Source organism: Gordonia sp. GN26, assembly GCF_054823965.1.
In genome coordinates this window covers 41,985-56,695 of the sequence record NZ_JSYC01000009.1, presented here as the reverse complement: position 1 = coordinate 56,695, position 14,711 = coordinate 41,985, and the positions used below count along the sequence as shown (strand labels likewise).

At 66.5% G+C, this 14,711-nt stretch carries 18 protein-coding genes; 11 read left to right on the top strand and 7 right to left on the bottom strand.

The genetic code is table 11. From position 1 onward, the window contains the following. Window positions 1-91: 91 nt before the first annotated feature. Entirely contained in the window at window positions 92-637 is a 546-nt protein-coding gene (locus OK17_RS03385) for a YceI family protein (protein ID WP_461416666.1), read from the bottom strand. A gap of 77 nt (window positions 638-714) precedes the next feature. Between OK17_RS03385 and OK17_RS03380 the strand changes: the two genes are divergently transcribed. After that, window positions 715-1,515 (top strand): crotonase/enoyl-CoA hydratase family protein, encoded by an 801-nt coding sequence (locus tag OK17_RS03380; RefSeq protein ID WP_461416665.1) that lies wholly within the window; start codon window positions 715-717, stop codon window positions 1,513-1,515. A gap of 42 nt (window positions 1,516-1,557) precedes the next feature. Here OK17_RS03380 and OK17_RS03375 read toward each other — a convergent pair whose 3' ends face one another. Then, entirely contained in the window at window positions 1,558-3,135 is a 1,578-nt protein-coding gene (locus OK17_RS03375; RefSeq protein WP_461416680.1) for an FMN-binding glutamate synthase family protein, read from the bottom strand. A 304-nt stretch (window positions 3,136-3,439) separates the two neighbouring features. Here OK17_RS03375 and OK17_RS03370 point away from each other — a divergent pair, with 304 nt between their 5' ends. Continuing rightward, a complete protein-coding gene (locus tag OK17_RS03370) occupies window positions 3,440-4,144 on the top strand; it encodes an esterase/lipase family protein (protein ID WP_461416664.1) in 705 nt (234 codons plus the stop codon). 104 nt (window positions 4,145-4,248) lie between these two features. Next, complete coding sequence (locus tag OK17_RS03365) at window positions 4,249-4,653, top strand: VOC family protein (RefSeq protein WP_232715327.1); 405 nt, start codon at window positions 4,249-4,251, stop codon at window positions 4,651-4,653. A gap of 7 nt (window positions 4,654-4,660) precedes the next feature. On the opposite strand, the gene OK17_RS03360 is transcribed toward OK17_RS03365, so the two are convergent. Then, window positions 4,661-5,392, bottom strand: a complete 732-nt coding sequence (locus OK17_RS03360; RefSeq protein WP_232715326.1) for a DUF6319 family protein — start codon at window positions 5,390-5,392, stop codon at window positions 4,661-4,663. Window positions 5,393-5,483: 91 nt separating this feature from the next. Between OK17_RS03360 and OK17_RS03355 the strand changes: the two genes are divergently transcribed. The 6 genes from OK17_RS03355 (at window position 5,484) to OK17_RS03330 (ending at window position 10,195) form a co-directional block, all read left to right on the top strand. Next, window positions 5,484-5,687, top strand: a complete 204-nt coding sequence (locus OK17_RS03355; RefSeq protein WP_232715325.1) for a zinc-ribbon domain-containing protein — start codon at window positions 5,484-5,486, stop codon at window positions 5,685-5,687. 46 nt (window positions 5,688-5,733) lie between these two features. Next, window positions 5,734-7,239: a protein adenylyltransferase SelO gene (locus OK17_RS03350; protein ID WP_461416663.1), complete on the top strand. Its 1,506-nt coding sequence runs from the start codon at window positions 5,734-5,736 to the stop codon at window positions 7,237-7,239. A gap of 81 nt (window positions 7,240-7,320) precedes the next feature. Further along, window positions 7,321-7,758 carry a hypothetical protein gene (locus tag OK17_RS03345; RefSeq protein ID WP_461416662.1) on the top strand — a complete coding sequence of 146 codons (438 nt, stop codon included), beginning with the start codon at window positions 7,321-7,323 and terminating at the stop codon, window positions 7,756-7,758. Window positions 7,759-7,820: 62 nt separating this feature from the next. Beyond that, window positions 7,821-8,192: a TraR/DksA family transcriptional regulator gene (locus OK17_RS03340; protein ID WP_232715322.1), complete on the top strand. Its 372-nt coding sequence runs from the start codon at window positions 7,821-7,823 to the stop codon at window positions 8,190-8,192. Between the two features lie 118 nt (window positions 8,193-8,310). After that, the gene (locus OK17_RS03335) at window positions 8,311-9,354 is read left to right on the top strand and encodes an NAD(P)-dependent alcohol dehydrogenase (protein WP_461416661.1); all 1,044 of its coding nucleotides are present in this window, start codon (window positions 8,311-8,313) and stop codon (window positions 9,352-9,354) included. A 112-nt stretch (window positions 9,355-9,466) separates the two neighbouring features. Beyond that, entirely contained in the window at window positions 9,467-10,195 is a 729-nt protein-coding gene (locus OK17_RS03330) for a lysophospholipid acyltransferase family protein (protein ID WP_232715320.1), read from the top strand. Between the two features lie 9 nt (window positions 10,196-10,204). Here OK17_RS03330 and OK17_RS03325 read toward each other — a convergent pair whose 3' ends face one another. Further along, on the bottom strand, window positions 10,205-10,555 hold the full coding sequence (locus OK17_RS03325; protein ID WP_232715319.1) for a winged helix-turn-helix transcriptional regulator: 351 nt from the start codon (window positions 10,553-10,555) through the stop codon (window positions 10,205-10,207). Window positions 10,556-10,652: 97 nt separating this feature from the next. Between OK17_RS03325 and OK17_RS03320 the strand changes: the two genes are divergently transcribed. Further along, window positions 10,653-11,312: an FMN-dependent NADH-azoreductase gene (locus OK17_RS03320; protein WP_461416660.1), complete on the top strand. Its 660-nt coding sequence runs from the start codon at window positions 10,653-10,655 to the stop codon at window positions 11,310-11,312. Between the two features lie 84 nt (window positions 11,313-11,396). Then, entirely contained in the window at window positions 11,397-12,470 is a 1,074-nt protein-coding gene (locus OK17_RS03315) for a YihY/virulence factor BrkB family protein (RefSeq protein WP_232715317.1), read from the top strand. An 82-nt stretch (window positions 12,471-12,552) separates the two neighbouring features. Here the strand turns inward: OK17_RS03315 and OK17_RS03310 are convergent, their stop codons facing one another. The 3 genes from OK17_RS03310 to OK17_RS03300 form a co-directional block, all read right to left on the bottom strand. After that, the gene (locus tag OK17_RS03310; RefSeq protein ID WP_461416659.1) at window positions 12,553-13,341 is read right to left on the bottom strand and encodes a thioesterase family protein; all 789 of its coding nucleotides are present in this window, start codon (window positions 13,339-13,341) and stop codon (window positions 12,553-12,555) included. Between the two features lie 121 nt (window positions 13,342-13,462). Further along, window positions 13,463-14,098, bottom strand: coding sequence for an isochorismatase family protein (locus OK17_RS03305; protein ID WP_461416658.1), 636 nt, complete (start codon window positions 14,096-14,098; stop codon window positions 13,463-13,465). 102 nt (window positions 14,099-14,200) lie between these two features. Continuing rightward, window positions 14,201-14,620 (bottom strand): DUF1622 domain-containing protein, encoded by a 420-nt coding sequence (locus tag OK17_RS03300; protein WP_232715314.1) that lies wholly within the window; start codon window positions 14,618-14,620, stop codon window positions 14,201-14,203. Window positions 14,621-14,711 lie beyond the last annotated feature (91 nt).

Below are 14,711 nucleotides of genomic sequence, written 5' to 3'. Positions count from 1 at the left end.
GACGGCCTGGCCGACAAATCGGGCACCCTCGAGCGTACCGATCGGGCAGGCACCGGAACCTTACTCGGCCCGGCGTGCGTCTCTCCGGAGGTCAGCGAGTGCGGGCGGCCTCGACGACGATGCGGACGTCGTCGACGACTTTCAGTGTGCCCATCATCAAGGAGTACGGTTTGATCCCGAAGTCACTCTGGGTGACGGTGGACTCGGCCGAGATCCGCCAGCCATCCGGGGCCTCGACGACCTGTAGGTCCAGCGCGTGCGGGCGTGACCTGCCGTGGATCGTCAGTACTCCGTCGGCTCGGTAACCGCCGTCCGTGGCGCTGAATATGCTTGCCTCGTAGGTGATCTCGGGGTACTTGTCGGCGTCCATGGACTTCAGGGCGTTCATGCGGGCCAGCGACTTCTCGGCCCCGGTCATCGGGGTGAGTCCGCCTTCCCCGGATTCCACATGCAACGAGTCGACCGAGACCGTGGCCTTGAGATCCGTCGGCACGAGGTCGGTCAGTGTCACCGACGCCGACCAGGTGCGCATCGCGATCGTCAGCCGGTGGCCGGTGCGCGCCGCCCGCCCGCCCACGTCGGTGTGCACGACAACCGAACCATCGGATTCGGTGAATTCCCAGACAGATTCCGCCACGGCCGTAGTGTAAGCGCTCGGAGTACGCGGCCGGGCTCATTGCACGGCGGACGACACACGGCGAGGTGGTGAAGACGATGACGGAACAACGGATTCTGCTCGAAGTCGACGATGCGGGAGTCGCGACGGTCACGCTCAACAGGGCGGACAAGCACAATGCCTTGGACCCCGCGATGTTCGATGCGTTACTCGCGGTGACAAGCGAACTGGCGGCCGATCGTCGAGTACGGGCGGTCGTCGTCCACGGCGCCGGGAAGAGCTTCTGTTCCGGCCTCGACATCTCGTCCCTCGGCGGTGACGAACTCGGCGGCTCACTGCTGGATCGCGACGACGCCGACCGCGGAAACCACGCGCAACGGGTGTCTCTCGACTGGGGCCATGTGCAGGCACCGGTGATCACCGCGATCCACGGCAACTGCTTCGGAGGTGGCCTGCAGATCGCACTCGGCGCCGACATCCGCTACGCGACCCCGGATGCGCGACTGTCCATCATGGAGGTCAAGTGGGGTCTGGTGCCGGACATGGGCATCACCCAGACGCTTCCGCGTCTCCTTCGGGCGGACGTCGCCAAGGAACTCACCTTCACCGGCCGTGTGCTCTCCGGAGCCGAGGCCCACGAGCTCGGGCTGGTCACCGGTACTGCCGACGACCCACTCGCCCGTGCATTGGAGCTCGCCCACGAGATCGCGGCGATGTCGCCGCACGCGGTCCGCGCCGCGAAGCGCCTCTACGACGAGACATGGACCGGTGCCGACCCGTCGGCCGCGCTGTTGCTCGAGAGCAAACTGCAGGTCGAGCTGATCGGTTCACCGAACCAGCTCGAGGCCGTGCACGCCGGAATGGCCCGGCGCGAACCGCGGTTCACCGACCCGGACTGAGCGACCGAACCGGTGGGTTGGGATGGTCACCCGGTGCTCTCTTCAGCTCGGGCCCGCTGCCGATGGCGGCGCCGACCCGCCGCTTCCCTGGCCGAGCATCAATCGGATCACCGCGGCGCGATCCGCCTCGGATGGCAGACCCATCCCCGGCGAGTACCCGTACACCTCACTCAGCGGGCTGGACCCCTGTCTGCCGTCGACGATCTCCACTGAATCGGTCGAGATGAGTCCGGGGTGCTCCACTCCGCACGCCTGCGACACTTTGACCAGGTCACGCCGCAGCGTCGTGATGTAGTTCGCGACACGAGTTGCTTTCTCGTCTGGCACCAATCCTCGTGTGAGCCAGTTGTTCTGGGTGGCGACGCCTGTCGGGCACGTGTCGGTGTGGCATTTCTGGGCCTGGATGCAACCGATCGACAGCATCGCCTCGCGCGCGACGTTGACCATGTCGCACCCGAGCGCGAACGCTAGGACCGCATTGTCGGGCAGACCCAGCTTGCCGCTTCCGATGAACGTGACCTGTTCGTGGAGGTTTCGCTCGGCGAACACCCGATAAACCCTGCTGAAACCGAGCAGGAACGGCAGCGACACGGAGTCGGAGAACAACAGGGGCGCCGCTCCGGTGCCTCCCTCCCCTCCGTCGATGGTGATGAAGTCGACGCCACGGTCGGTGTCCGCCATCAGGTCGGCGATCTGGTACCACGCATCGATGTCGCCCACTGCGGATTTGATCCCGACCGGCAGTCCCGTTTCGACCGCCAGGAGTTCGACCCAATCGAGCATGCTGTCCGCGTCGGAGAATTCCGCATGCCGTGACGGGCTCACGCAATCACGTCCCGCGGGAACGCCGCGCGTCGCGGCTATCTCCGCAGACACCTTCCGGCCGGGTAGGAAACCACCCAGGCAAGGTTTCGCGCCTTGGCTGAGTTTGATCTCCAAGGCGCGGACCGGGGCTTCGGCCACGAGGTCTCTCAATCGGGCGAGGTCGAACCGTCCCTCTGCGTCTCGGCAGCCGAAATAGGCTGTGCCGAGCTGGAAAACTAGGTCGCCACCGTGTCGGTGATAGGGCGAGACCCCGCCCTCGCCGGTGTTGTGCAGCGCGCCCGTCAGGGCGGCCCCGCGATTCAATGCCTCGATGGCGTTCGCTGACAGGGCCCCGAAACTCATCCCGGAGATGTTGACCAACGACTCCGGACGGAATGCGTTCCTCCGCCGGCGCGCTTCGCCGACGACTTTCGCGCAGGGCAGCATGACCTCGTGGCCCGCCTCGGGTGTCGAGGCCGGCACCGAACCCGGATTGAATGTTCGATGCTTGATCACCGGGTAACCGGATGTGTACTCGACATCGTTGTCGGTGCCGAACCCGAAGTAGTTGTTCTCCTTCTTGGACGAGGAATAGATCCAACGTCGCTGGTCGCGGCTGAACGGACGCTCCTCGTCGTTCGAGGCGACGATGTACTGGCGCAGCTCGGGCCCGACGGTCTCCAGCAGGTAACGCGCATGCCCGATCAGGGGGTAGTTGCGTAGCAACGAATGTCTGCGCTGGAACAGATCGCGAACGACAACCGCCGCCGCGGTGGTGGCGGCGCCGACCGCGACAGCAGATCTCCTCCGGCTCATGGAGCCAGTGTTCACCCGTCCGGATCGCCGGTGTCCCGAATCGGTCAGCTCTGCACATGACATTCGTGCAACGGTCGGGTCGCTTGGCCTCGACCTGACGCCGTTGGTCTGGTCAGTGCGGGTTGGCGACCTGTTGTCACCGGTGGTGAACCACCCATACTGGCAGCGGAGTCGGGCGTGAACACTGCCATGGCCGCCCACACCCGCCCGGCTCGACGACGGTCGTCTCTGAAGGGAGAGGTCACGAACCATGAAGCAGTTCAGCCGGTTGGCGGCCATTTGGCCACCGGTTCGATTGTCGGTCTTGTCCATCGTCTCGGTGATCGCCGTCTCGGTTGTCTTCTCCGCCGCCGCTTCGGCGGATGCCCCCGGCACTCGTAACCCGGTGATCCTCGTCCACGGTTGGACGGCGGGCGGTCTTCTGCCAGCGGATCTCTCGGTCTTCGAGCCGATGCGAGACGCACTCGAGTCCGACGGTCACCCGGTCTATATCGCGAAACTGCCCGGCGATACGAACAGGGTCAACGCCGCTGTGATCGCCGGGATCGTCGCAACAGCGCTACACCGACACGCAGGCTCGAAGGTTGACCTCGTCGGCCACAGCATGGGCGGGCTGTCGACGCGCTACTACCTCAAGTACCTGAACGGGGCCGCACGCGTGGACAACTACGTGTCTCTGGGCACCGGCCAATACGGCTGGTCGGTGACGTGCGCCCTGCCGCTACACGCGGGTGGGGAGATGTGCCCGACCGGCGCCTTCCTGAGCGCTCTCAACCGAGGCGACGACACTCCCGGCGGCGTTGACTACACAACCCTGCGGACCGTCGCCGACGACGAACCGTCGCAGGGCCGACCCGCCCGGCACCTCGACGGTGGCGTGTGCGCGAAAGACGCCATCGACGGCGGACCGCACGAGGACGAACCGGGCAACCCGACGATGATCGCGCTGGTTCGCCAGACGCTCGACGGGATGTGCCCGGGCAAGCCGATCGATCTGCCGATCACCTGATCGGTCGTGGTCGGGTAGAACGAGCGGTCTGGTTTGTAGCTCCGGCGATAAACTGTTCGGTGCCCGGAGTTCCATCCGGCGCCCTTCCTCGGAGGAGGCATCCGATGCCTGCATTTCCCGCTCTCACCCACGTTGCCATCACCGTGAGTGACCTGGCTGCGAGTACCGCTTGGTACGCGAAACTGTTCGACGCCAAACCGGTCCTGGACGAGGACGAAGAATCCGGGGATTTCCATCACACGGTCTTCGCACTCGACGGCGGAACACTTTTCGGACTCCACACCCACACCTCGAGTGGGCCGGACACAGCCGGCTTCGACGAACGGAACGTGGGACTGGATCACATCGCGTTCGCCTGCACTCAGTCCGAACTCGAGGAGTGGGTTTCGCGTCTGGACAAAGCCGGGATCCCGCACAGCGGCATCAAGCACGCCCATTACGGCTCAGGAATATCGTTCCGCGACCCGGACAACATCGCGCTGGAGCTCTTCGCCCCGCCGGCGGGATGACGACGAGTCAGCTCTCGGTGGGCCCGACATCGAGGTGAGCGAGTGCGGCTCGCGCATTCTCGAGTTCGCGCGTCAGTTCCTCGATCTTCCTCTGCGCGGCTTCGCGCGCGGATTCGATGACCTCGTCCACCGCTGTGATCGCGGCGTCGTCACCCAGCTCCTGCATGGCGCGGGCCACGCGGTCCGCGGTCACCTCGGCGGGTTTGCCCTTCTTGCTGCCGTGCGCCACCGACACCGTCCAGGTGCTCTCCCCCGCTGACGTGATGGTCACGCTGACCGCAGCTGTCGAGGTCTTCGACCGTCGTGCAGCCTTCGGGTGAGCCGGCTTCGGCGTGGCCGATCGAGCCGGCGTGGCCTCCGGACGCGGAGCGGGCTCGGGTGTCGGCTTCGGTTCCACTGCAGCTGCTTTCGGTGTCGGTGCAGGTCGGGTCGCCGGAGTCGGCGTCTGGTCGGCAACCGCGGTCTTGGCGGCACGCGGAGCGGACTTGGCCGGTGCGGCGGCGGATCGTGTGCGTTGCAGTTCGTCGGCTTCGAAGGGCAACTGATCGTCGACGCCCTTGGGCCGGACCGTCACCGTCGAACCGTCGATGGACAGGACACGCGCCGATGTTCCGGCGTCGAGTCCGAGCGACGGCATCGGGTCACGAAGGTAGACGGTCACACGCTTGCCGGCCGCGAGTGCCGCGGACAGAGATTCCAGGTCACCGGCGGTCAGGCCGGTCCTCTTCTGCGAGCTCACGCGTACATGTTCGCACACGCGTGCGACTGATGGGTGTCCGGTGTCGATCCGAGTCAGACGCGTCGGCCGGTGTCCTGCCTACGATGACGGAGTGTTCTTCCTCTTCGGATACGGCCCCAAACAGCAGCAACTCGGCGCGGGACAGACCCGGACCTGCCCCCGTTGCCACAACACCACCCAGTGGGCCCGTATGCGGGAGTTCAAGCAGTTCACCGTGTTCTTCATCCCGATCGCCCGCTGGGGGCGCCGGGAGTTCGAGTCCTGCGGCATCTGCGGCGCTTCCATCGCCCTCTAGCGATCGGCGAAAGTCGGACGACGCGACAAGTGGTTACGCTCGAAGAGTGGCTGCCACCGACTCCCCCGCCCGCACCTCCGACGCGATCACCGGCTTCGAGAGCACTTTCGCCGACGAGCTGACGCCGCTCACCGTCGAGTGGCGCGGCGCCGACGTGCCCGATCCGCAGCTTCTCGTCGTGAACGATCAGCTCGCTGCGTCGCTGGGCATCGATCCTGCGACCTTGCGCTCCGACGACGGCGTTGCGATCCTTGCCGGCGCAGCCGTGCCCGCCGACGGCAGGCCGGTGGCGACGGCGTACTCCGGACACCAGTTCGGCGGATATGCCCCGCTACTCGGCGACGGTCGGGCTCTTCTCCTCGGCGAACTGCTCGACACCGAAGGTCACCGTGTCGACCTGCAGTTGAAAGGTTCGGGCCCGACACCGTTTTCGCGAGGTGGAGACGGCTTCGCAGTCGTCGGACCGATGCTGCGCGAGTACCTGATCAGCGAAGCGATGCACGCCCTCGGTGTGCCCACCACGCGGTCCCTGTCGGTGGTGGCGACGGGGCGCGGGGTCCACCGCGACGGCGTCGAGCCCGGGGCTGTACTCGCCCGCGTCGCATCGAGTCACCTGAGGGTGGGCACCTTCGAGTTCGCCGCCCGCAACGGCGACATCCTGCAGCCCCTCGCCGACTACGCGATCGCCCGTCACTACCCCGACCTGACCGATCTGCCGACGACCGGCGGCGGGAACCGCTACGCGAAGCTGTTGGAGCGCGTCGTCGAACGGCAGGCCCGCCTCGTCGCCCAGTGGATGCTCGTCGGTTTCGTGCACGGCGTGATGAACACCGACAACACCACCATCTCCGGCGAAACCATCGACTACGGACCGTGCGCATTCATCGACGCCTTCGACCCGGCGGCGGTGTTCAGCTCCATCGACCACGGCGGGCGTTACGCCTTCGGCAACCAACCCGCCGTCCTGAAATGGAACCTGGCACGGTTCGCCGAAACACTTCTCAGGCTGATCAGCCCCACACCGGACGACGCGATCGCCATCGCGACCGCCACCCTGTCCACCTTCGACAGTCTCTACGAACAGCACCTCAACGAAGGTCTGTCCGCCAAGCTGGGCCTGGCCGACACCTTCGTCGACCACGCACTGATCGACGACCTGCTGGCCCTGATGGCGGAACACCGCGCCGACTGGACCGGCACCTTCCGTGCGCTCGCCGATGAACTCCGCGGACGAACGGCTCCCCTCGACCAACTCCTCCCACGGGAGGTCTCGGCGCCCTGGCTCGCGCGATGGCGAGAAACGCTCACACAACACGACCGCGCCGACGAGACCACCGCCGACGCGATGGACCGCGTCAACCCGCTCTACATCCCACGCAACCACATGGTGGACGCCGCGCTCCGTGCCGCGCACGAGGACGACCTCGCGCCATTCCAGGAGTTGCTCGACGTGGTGACGCACCCGTTCGAGCGGCGCGTCGACCGGGTCAAGTACACCGCCCCCGCGTCGGACGAGTTCACTTCGTCATTCCAGACGTTCTGCGGGACCTGAGAGTCGGGAGCGTTCCGCGGAACACCGGTGAGTTGTCACCGAACCCCTGTGTGCGTGCTGGGACTGCGCGACCATGGACCCATGTGGACACTCGCCCGCGATGAGGCTTCCGTCGTCGGATCACCCTCGACCGTGAACTCCTCTGCGGTCGCCGGTTCGATCGCGACCACGTCGAGTGTGGCGGTGGCCGGTTCGGTCGGCACCGTCGCGAGCGCTGCCGTGGCGGGGTCGGTCGGCACGGTGTCCAGTGCCGGTGTCAGCTCCTCGGCGGCTACGGTGGCGAGCGCGATCGTGACGGGTTCGGCGGCGACGATGGCCAGTCTGCTCGTCGCCGGAAGTTTCGCCACCGCAATCAGTTTCGGGGTCGCCGGCAGTGTCGGTGTCGTGGCCTGTCTGCTGTGCCGGCGATGCGCCGGGTGCGTCGGCTGCGTCCGCTGCACGAACTGCGTCGGCTGCGTGGGGTGCGTCAACTGTTCCGGGCTGCGCGGCGCCGTCGGTCTCCGCGACGTTCATGAGTGAACGCGATCGTCAGACCTGCGGCGTACAAATGGATCCGTGAGACGACACACCCGGGTGCGGTCGTGACCCAGTCCGACCCGCACGAATCGGAAGCATCGCTGACCGCCGAACGCGAGAGAACGGCGGCCCTCATCGAGTCGTTGTCTGCTCGCCTGGCCGCCGTCATCGAGGCGACCGCCGACGCCGCCTCGGACGACGAACACGATCCGGAAGGGACGACGCTCGCCGTCGAGCGTGGCCAGTTGGTGGCCCAGCTCGAACGTTCGCGGGTTCGTCTGGACGAGATCGACGCTGCTCTCGAACGGGTCGGTCGCGGAGCCTATGGTCGCTGCGAGACGTGCGGCGAGATCATCGATCCCGAGCGTCTCGAGGTGCTCCCCGCGGCGCGGCAGTGCGTGCGATGCGCGGCGAGGAATCCGTCCCGCCGCTGGTGAACACCGAACCACGACGCCGCGAGGATCGTGCCGAGTTCGCCAGAAGACGCTTGCCCTGACGACCGACCGAGTAGACCGGAAGACGGGTTCCCTCTCCGCCGGGTCGAAAGGTGTGCGCATGAAGGCCATTCAGATCATCCAGCCGGGCAAGCCGCCGGAGCTACGTGAGGTCGACAAGCCCACGCCCGGCCCGGGACAGGTGCTGCTGAAGGTGACCGCAGCGGGGGCCTGCCATTCCGACGACTTCGTCCTCAACCTGCCTGAAGAAGGATTCCCCTATCCCCTGCCGATGACACTCGGCCATGAAGGGGTCGGCGTGGTCACCGAGGCCGGTAGCGGCGTCACCGGAATCTCCGAGGGCACCTCGGTGGCCGTGTACGGAGCCTGGGGGTGCGGGGTCTGCCACTTCTGCTCGCGCGGACTGGAGAACTACTGCAGCCGGGCCGGCGAACTCGGCATCACACCACCGGGGCTCGGCAACCCGGGCGCCATGGCCGAGTACCTACTCGTGGACGACGTGCGGCACCTGGTTCCCCTCGGTGATCTCGACCCGGTGGCCGCGGTCCCCCTCACCGATGCCGGCCTCACTCCCTACCACGCGATCAAACCCTCGCTTCCAAAGCTCGTGGGGGGCACGACGGCGGTGGTCATCGGAGCCGGTGGTCTCGGGCATGTCGGGATCCAGCTGCTTCGCCATCTCACCCCGTCCCGGGTCATCGCCCTCGACGTGAGCGACGAGAAGCTCGAGTTCGCCCGCGAGGTCGGGGCTCACGAGGTGGTGCTCTCCGATGCGGATGCCGTCGCAAGCGTCCGCAAGATCACCGGAAACGACGGTGCGACCGCTGTCTTCGACTTCGTCGGCCTGCAACCCACTCTCGACATCGCGATGGGCGTCGTCGGCACGATGGGCGACGTGGTGATCGTCGGCATCGGGGACATGGTCGCTGCGGCGAAGGTCGGCTTCTTCACCCAGCCCTATGAGGTGTCGGTACGGGCGCCGTACTGGGGAGCACGTGACGAACTCATCGAGGTGCTGGATCTCGCACGCAATGGTGTTCTCGAGGTTGCGGTCGAGCGGTTCTCACTCGATGACGGCGTCGAGGCCTACCGGCGGCTGGCGGCGAATGAGTTACGTGGCCGAGCCGTCGTGGTGCCTGACTGATCACTGCCCCACGTAGTGCAAGCCCGTCACCTGCGGTTCTTCGTCGCCGACGGACCGACCGGGTTTCGTCGTTCTTTGGGCAGGAACGCTAACCTACGGTACCGTAACTTACGTGGATGTAGAGCTCACCCAGTCTGAGGCCGTATACGCGCACTACCTCGATCACCAGCAGGATCGTGTGCGCGCGAAGTTGATGTACGGGGTGCTCGCCGCCAAGATCCGGCCCGTCGTGCGGTTCACCGCCCGCGATCGGCTGGTTCGTGCGGTCCGCAGCGAAAAGCCTTTGCTGATCGCGGCCAACCATGTGTCCGAGCGCGATCCGCTGGTGCTGGCGGCAGCAGGTTTCCGCTCGCCCCTCCGCCCCCGGATCGGTCACATGCGCGTGCTGGCGAAGGACGAACTCTTCGAGGATCCGGAACAGCGACGCAAGATCGACACCCTGGGCGGCATCCCGGTTTTCCGCCAGAAGGATCACGGTGTCCGGGCCGCCGCGGAAGCCGGTCGGCAGATGTTCGGTGTCTGCGTCGAGCGGATGGTCCGTGGCGACAGTATCGCCGTTTTCCCGGAGGGAACCTGCAACGAGGGCGACGTCACCCGGCTGCAGAAGCTCGGAACAGGCATCGGCCACATTGCCTACCGTGCGCTGAAAGCCGGTGTCGATGTCACGCTGGTGTCCGCCGGTATTGCCTACCCGCCCCACGGTGATCGGGCTCGTCCGATGGTGACCTTCGGAAACCCCGTCGACCTCGTCGACTTCAAGGACGAGACGCCCGCCGCACTGACGAGAATGATCCAGGGCGATCTGCAGGGCGTGGTCGACGAGGTGTGTCGGGCCGCCTGATTCCTGGAGCTACTCTGTCGCCGACGGCGGCAGGTTCTCCCACGCCCAAGCGGTGAGGGCGGTCAGCGCCGGCATGAGTGCGCGTCCCGATTCGGTGAGCTCGTAGGACACCGATACCGGCGGTCCCGGGTCCACCAGACGCTCGACCAGATTGGCCTCGGTGAGCTCCGAAAGTCGGCCGGACAGCACCGAATCGCTGATTCCTCCGACTGCGCAACGCAATTCGGCGAACCCCGCCGGTCCGTTCATGAGTGTCGCGATGAGAATGCCGTTCCACCGCTTTCCCAGAAACCCGAACGCGCGACGCAACGCCTCGTCGCATGTGCGGGGCTCGTGGTCGGGCGCGGAGATTTCGGACATCGAACACATCCTAGTCGTACCCCTGGCGTTCCAACGACGACAGTACTACCTTGTGACTAGTCACTTCTAAATACCTAGTCACTCTCGAGGAGATCGCATGTCCCTCTTCCGCCTGGATGCCAGCATCTTCCCCTCCACGTCGGCGAGCCGCGCACTCGGTGAACTCGTCGAACGAGAATGGACCAGCGCACACTCGGACTCGACGGTGATACGACGCGACCTGTCGACCGATCCTGTTCCCGCGACCGCCTGGCGCGATGCTGTGATCGCCGGGACGGTCCCGCCGGCCGACCGCGACGATCCGCAGCGCGAGGCCGTCGCCCTCGCCGCCGAGATCGCCGACGAGGTCATCGGTGCCGAGGCGTTACTGCTCACCGTTCCGCTCTACAACTTCGGTGTGTCCCAACACTTCAAGACCTGGTACGACCTCACGGTGACCGACCCGCGGATCGGCGTCGACCCGGCCGAGCTGCGCGGCAAGCCCGCGGTCCTGGTCACGACCCAGGGTGGCAACTACGACCCGGGGACACCGAAGGAAGGCTGGGACCACTCGACGCCGTGGCTGCGCCGCGTGCTGGAGGATGTCTGGGGCCTCGATCTCCGGGTCGTCAAACGCCAGTTCACGCTCGTCGGGGTGAATCCTGCACTCGACGCCTTCACCGAGGTCGCGGCCGAACTCGAGCTCGAGGCCGAGGAGAACGCGCGCGCCGCAGGTCGCGACCTCGCCCTGTCACGTGAGGTCGCCTCGGCGGGTTGACCGCCACCGCCGGTACGCTCCCCCCGTCTCGCCTGGTCAGGGCACGGGGAGTTTGGTCTGCGAATCCGGCGGCTACACCGGGGTATGAGCAAGGACGAGCAGACCATCGACAAGACCGGTCGGGACGTCGACGATGACCCGACTCAGGCCGATCCCGACGATCCACGCAAGCCGGATTCGCCCACCGATCTGACCAAACCGTCGCTGATGTTCGTGCTGCGCAAGACGGCCCGCGAGTTCTCTCGCGACCAGTGCACCGACCTTGCGGCCGCACTCACCTACTACTCGGTGCTGTCGCTGTTCCCTGCACTGCTGGCCATGGTCTCTCTCCTCGGCGTCTTCGGGCAGGGAGAGAAGACGGTCGACGCGGTGCTGACGATGGTCGAGGATCTGGGGCCGTCGGACGCGGTGGACACCCTGCGCGCACCCGTCGAGCAACTGGTGTCCGCGCCGAGTGCCGGCTTCGCCCTGGTGCTCGGTCTCGTCGGTGCTCTGTGGTCGGCATCGGGGTACGTCGGCGCCTTCGGGCGCGCGATGAACCGCATGTATGAGGTCGATGAGGGGCGTCCGATCTGGAAGCTTCGACCTGCCATGCTGCTGGTGACGCTCGTGGCCCTGATCCTCGCCGCCGCCGTCGCCCTGATGCTCGCGGTCAGTGGGCCGATAGCGCGGTCCATCGGCGATGCGATCGGCTTGGGCGATACCGCTCTCACGGTGTGGAACATCGTCCGCTGGCCCGTGGTGCTGGTCTTCGTCGTGGTGATCGTCGCCGTCTTGTACTGGGCCACACCGAATGTGAAGCAGCCGAAGTTCCGGTGGATCAGTGCCGGGGCAGTGCTGGCGATCGTCACCTGGATCGTGGCCTCCGCGGCGTTCGCGCTGTATGTGTCGAACTTCGGCAGCTACAACAAGACCTACGGCGCGCTGGCGGGTGTCATCGTATTCCTGCTGTGGTTGTGGCTGACCAACCTGGCCCTGCTCTTCGGTGCGGAGTTCGACGCCGAACTCGAGCGTGGCCGTCAGCTCCAGGCGGGCATGGCTGCCGAGGAGCGCCTACAGCTGCCGCCTCGGGATACCACCGTCTCGGACAAGAACGAGAAGATCCACCAGGAGGACATCGAGAAGGGTCGGGCCCTCAGGGAATCTCACGGCGGCTGAACGCCGCACTGCTCGGTGGAATCTCTCGTATGACGTTGTGCCCGTAACCCGGGCACAACGTCATACGACTCCCTGGGGGTGGTCAGGCGAACAGTGCCACCGTCTGAGAAGCCTGGACGATCGGACGCGATGCGCTGTCCCACAGGGTCATCGACTGATGGGAGTAGCCGTCGCGGGTGAAGGTGCTCGATGATTCCAGGAGCATCCAGTCGGTCGGCTTCGGCAGGTCGTCGGTGCAGATGTGCAGCGACCAGCTCATCGTGCTGACCGGTGCCCACTCGGTGAACGCGGCCGTCGTCGCCGGCGGCAGGGCGTCGGCGAGCGCGACGAGAGCAACCGCCGGATCGACTCCCTCGGCGCCGCGATGCCGCACCCAGGCGCGGAACCGCGGATCCCCGTCGTTGGCCAGCGGGACCGTGCCGCCCGCCCGAACCATCTCGATGTTGTCGACGAATGCCGGGCGAAGGGGCGCCGACGCGTCGCCGAACGGTGCGCATTCCTCGGGTGCCGGCACCTCGGGAGCACCGACATGGTCATGACTGATCGCGCTCGGACGCGGCTGCGCGAAGATCAAGGACGCGTGCGCAGCGACCTGTCCCCCGCTGACGGTTTCGACGGCCACGCTCGAGGCCGACCGCCCCTCGCGGAGCCGGCGTGCGGTGAACGTCGCGGAGTCGACGACCGGCGCGCTGAGCAGGAATTGCGCCGACTTGAGCGGTGCCAGCGGCCTACCCTCGGTCAGCTGCGCGGCGAGAACCGACATGGCCGCGGTCAGTCCACCGTAGGCAGTACGACCCTGCGTCCACTGTGTGGGCACAACGAATTCAGAGGTCGGGTCGAAACCCGACACGAGTTCGGCGAGTGTGGGCATGTCAGGTTCCTCACGCACTATGACGACCGCTATAACTCGGTCCACGCTACTCTATGCCGATCGGCATAGACGTCCCGGGTGGGCGCCGGATGAGGTGGGTTCGGCGAGGAAAGTCCAGGGGTCAGTCTCCGAACGCGTCCCGTCCCTGCACCGCCGATGCGACCAGATTGTCCTTGTCGAGCGGCGCTCGCCCGGCGCTGGCCTCGATCCATTGCTCGGTGGTGGCGACCGCGGCGAAGTTGGAGTTGAGGATCGCCATCAGCGTGTTGTGAACCTGCTCCGCCGAGGCCTTCCCGGCGGCGTTCGCGATGTGGATGGCGCCGGTGGCATCGGAGATCACCTCGGCGGCTACGCCCAGTTCCTCGGCGCCCGTGGCGGAGGCCAGGTCGCAGTTGTTCGTCATGTAACCCGCCAACGTCACGGTGTTCACGTCCTGGGCCCGCAACCAGTCCGCCAGGTCGGTACCGGCGAACACGCTGCCGAGGTTCTTGCGCACCCGCTTCCACGACGGTGTCGCCCGCTCAGCCACCTCCGGGTGCAACTCCCACGATGGCGAACCCTCCGCGAACGCCGGGGCGTCGGCCGGATACGTGTGCTGGACCGCCACCACCGGGATGCCCTCGGCCTCTGCGTGGTCGATGAGGCGAACGATGTTCTGCAGGCTCGTGTCTCGGGGCGGGTACTGGATCGTCAGCGGGCCGTCGAAGTACTGGTTCTGGACGTCGACGAGGATCAGTGCGCGGCGGATCGTGGTCATGGTCGGAGCTCCCATCTGTGCGACGGCCGGGGATGTCGACCGTCCTCTCCCACTATGCGTCGCTGCGAAGTGCGGTCGCCACTGCTGTCGTGCCTCAGCCGATCACGACTCCTTGGCCGCACGACTCGCGGCCGCGTCCCGTGCCACCGCCTCGCCGAGCAGCTGACCGCCGTTGGTGAGCACAGCCCGCCGCCACGGCAGCGTGCCCTCGATCTCTATCTGGATGGACATCGACAGCACCGTCCGGATCACCACGATGATGCCGAGGATCAGTGCGTCCTCGATCGAGGGCTTCGAGGTGATCGTTCTGATGAGGTCTGCGGCGACGAGGATCTCGAGGCCGAGGAGGATGGCCGAGCCCAGGGTCGTCCGGAGGATCGAGAAGGCGTCGCTTCCGGATTCCTTGCGTGACAGCGACCGCGCGCCGAGGACGAGCGCGATGAGAAAGCCGATGACCATGGCCAGAGCGCCGAGCGCTTCGAATGCGACCGCCACCGCGGTGAAGATGTCCTCGAAATCCATGGCAGTCAGCCTATCCGCGTCCTCGCCCCGGCACGGGCGGTCGTCGCCGAGTCCGTTTCTCCGGTCGCTCCTGACGTGTACCGATCTCGTT

What these genes read in the sequence shown, in the direction of transcription:
- OK17_RS03380 (WP_461416665.1), top strand. Translation starts at nt 715, where the DNA reads ATGACGGAACAACGGATTCTGCTCGAAGTCGACGATGCGGGAGTCGCG.
- OK17_RS03375 (WP_461416680.1), bottom strand. Translation starts at nt 3,135, where the DNA reads ATGAGCCGGAGGAGATCTGCTGTCGCGGTCGGCGCCGCCACCACCGCG.
- OK17_RS03365 (WP_232715327.1), top strand. Translation starts at nt 4,249, where the DNA reads ATGCCTGCATTTCCCGCTCTCACCCACGTTGCCATCACCGTGAGTGAC.
- OK17_RS03345 (WP_461416662.1), top strand. Translation starts at nt 7,321, where the DNA reads ATGTGGACACTCGCCCGCGATGAGGCTTCCGTCGTCGGATCACCCTCG.
- OK17_RS03335 (WP_461416661.1), top strand. Translation starts at nt 8,311, where the DNA reads ATGAAGGCCATTCAGATCATCCAGCCGGGCAAGCCGCCGGAGCTACGT.
- OK17_RS03325 (WP_232715319.1), bottom strand. Translation starts at nt 10,555, where the DNA reads ATGTCCGAAATCTCCGCGCCCGACCACGAGCCCCGCACATGCGACGAG.
- OK17_RS03320 (WP_461416660.1), top strand. Translation starts at nt 10,653, where the DNA reads ATGTCCCTCTTCCGCCTGGATGCCAGCATCTTCCCCTCCACGTCGGCG.
- OK17_RS03315 (WP_232715317.1), top strand. Translation starts at nt 11,397, where the DNA reads ATGAGCAAGGACGAGCAGACCATCGACAAGACCGGTCGGGACGTCGAC.
- OK17_RS03310 (WP_461416659.1), bottom strand. Translation starts at nt 13,341, where the DNA reads ATGCCCACACTCGCCGAACTCGTGTCGGGTTTCGACCCGACCTCTGAA.
- OK17_RS03305 (WP_461416658.1), bottom strand. Translation starts at nt 14,098, where the DNA reads ATGACCACGATCCGCCGCGCACTGATCCTCGTCGACGTCCAGAACCAG.
- OK17_RS03300 (WP_232715314.1), bottom strand. Translation starts at nt 14,620, where the DNA reads ATGGATTTCGAGGACATCTTCACCGCGGTGGCGGTCGCATTCGAAGCG.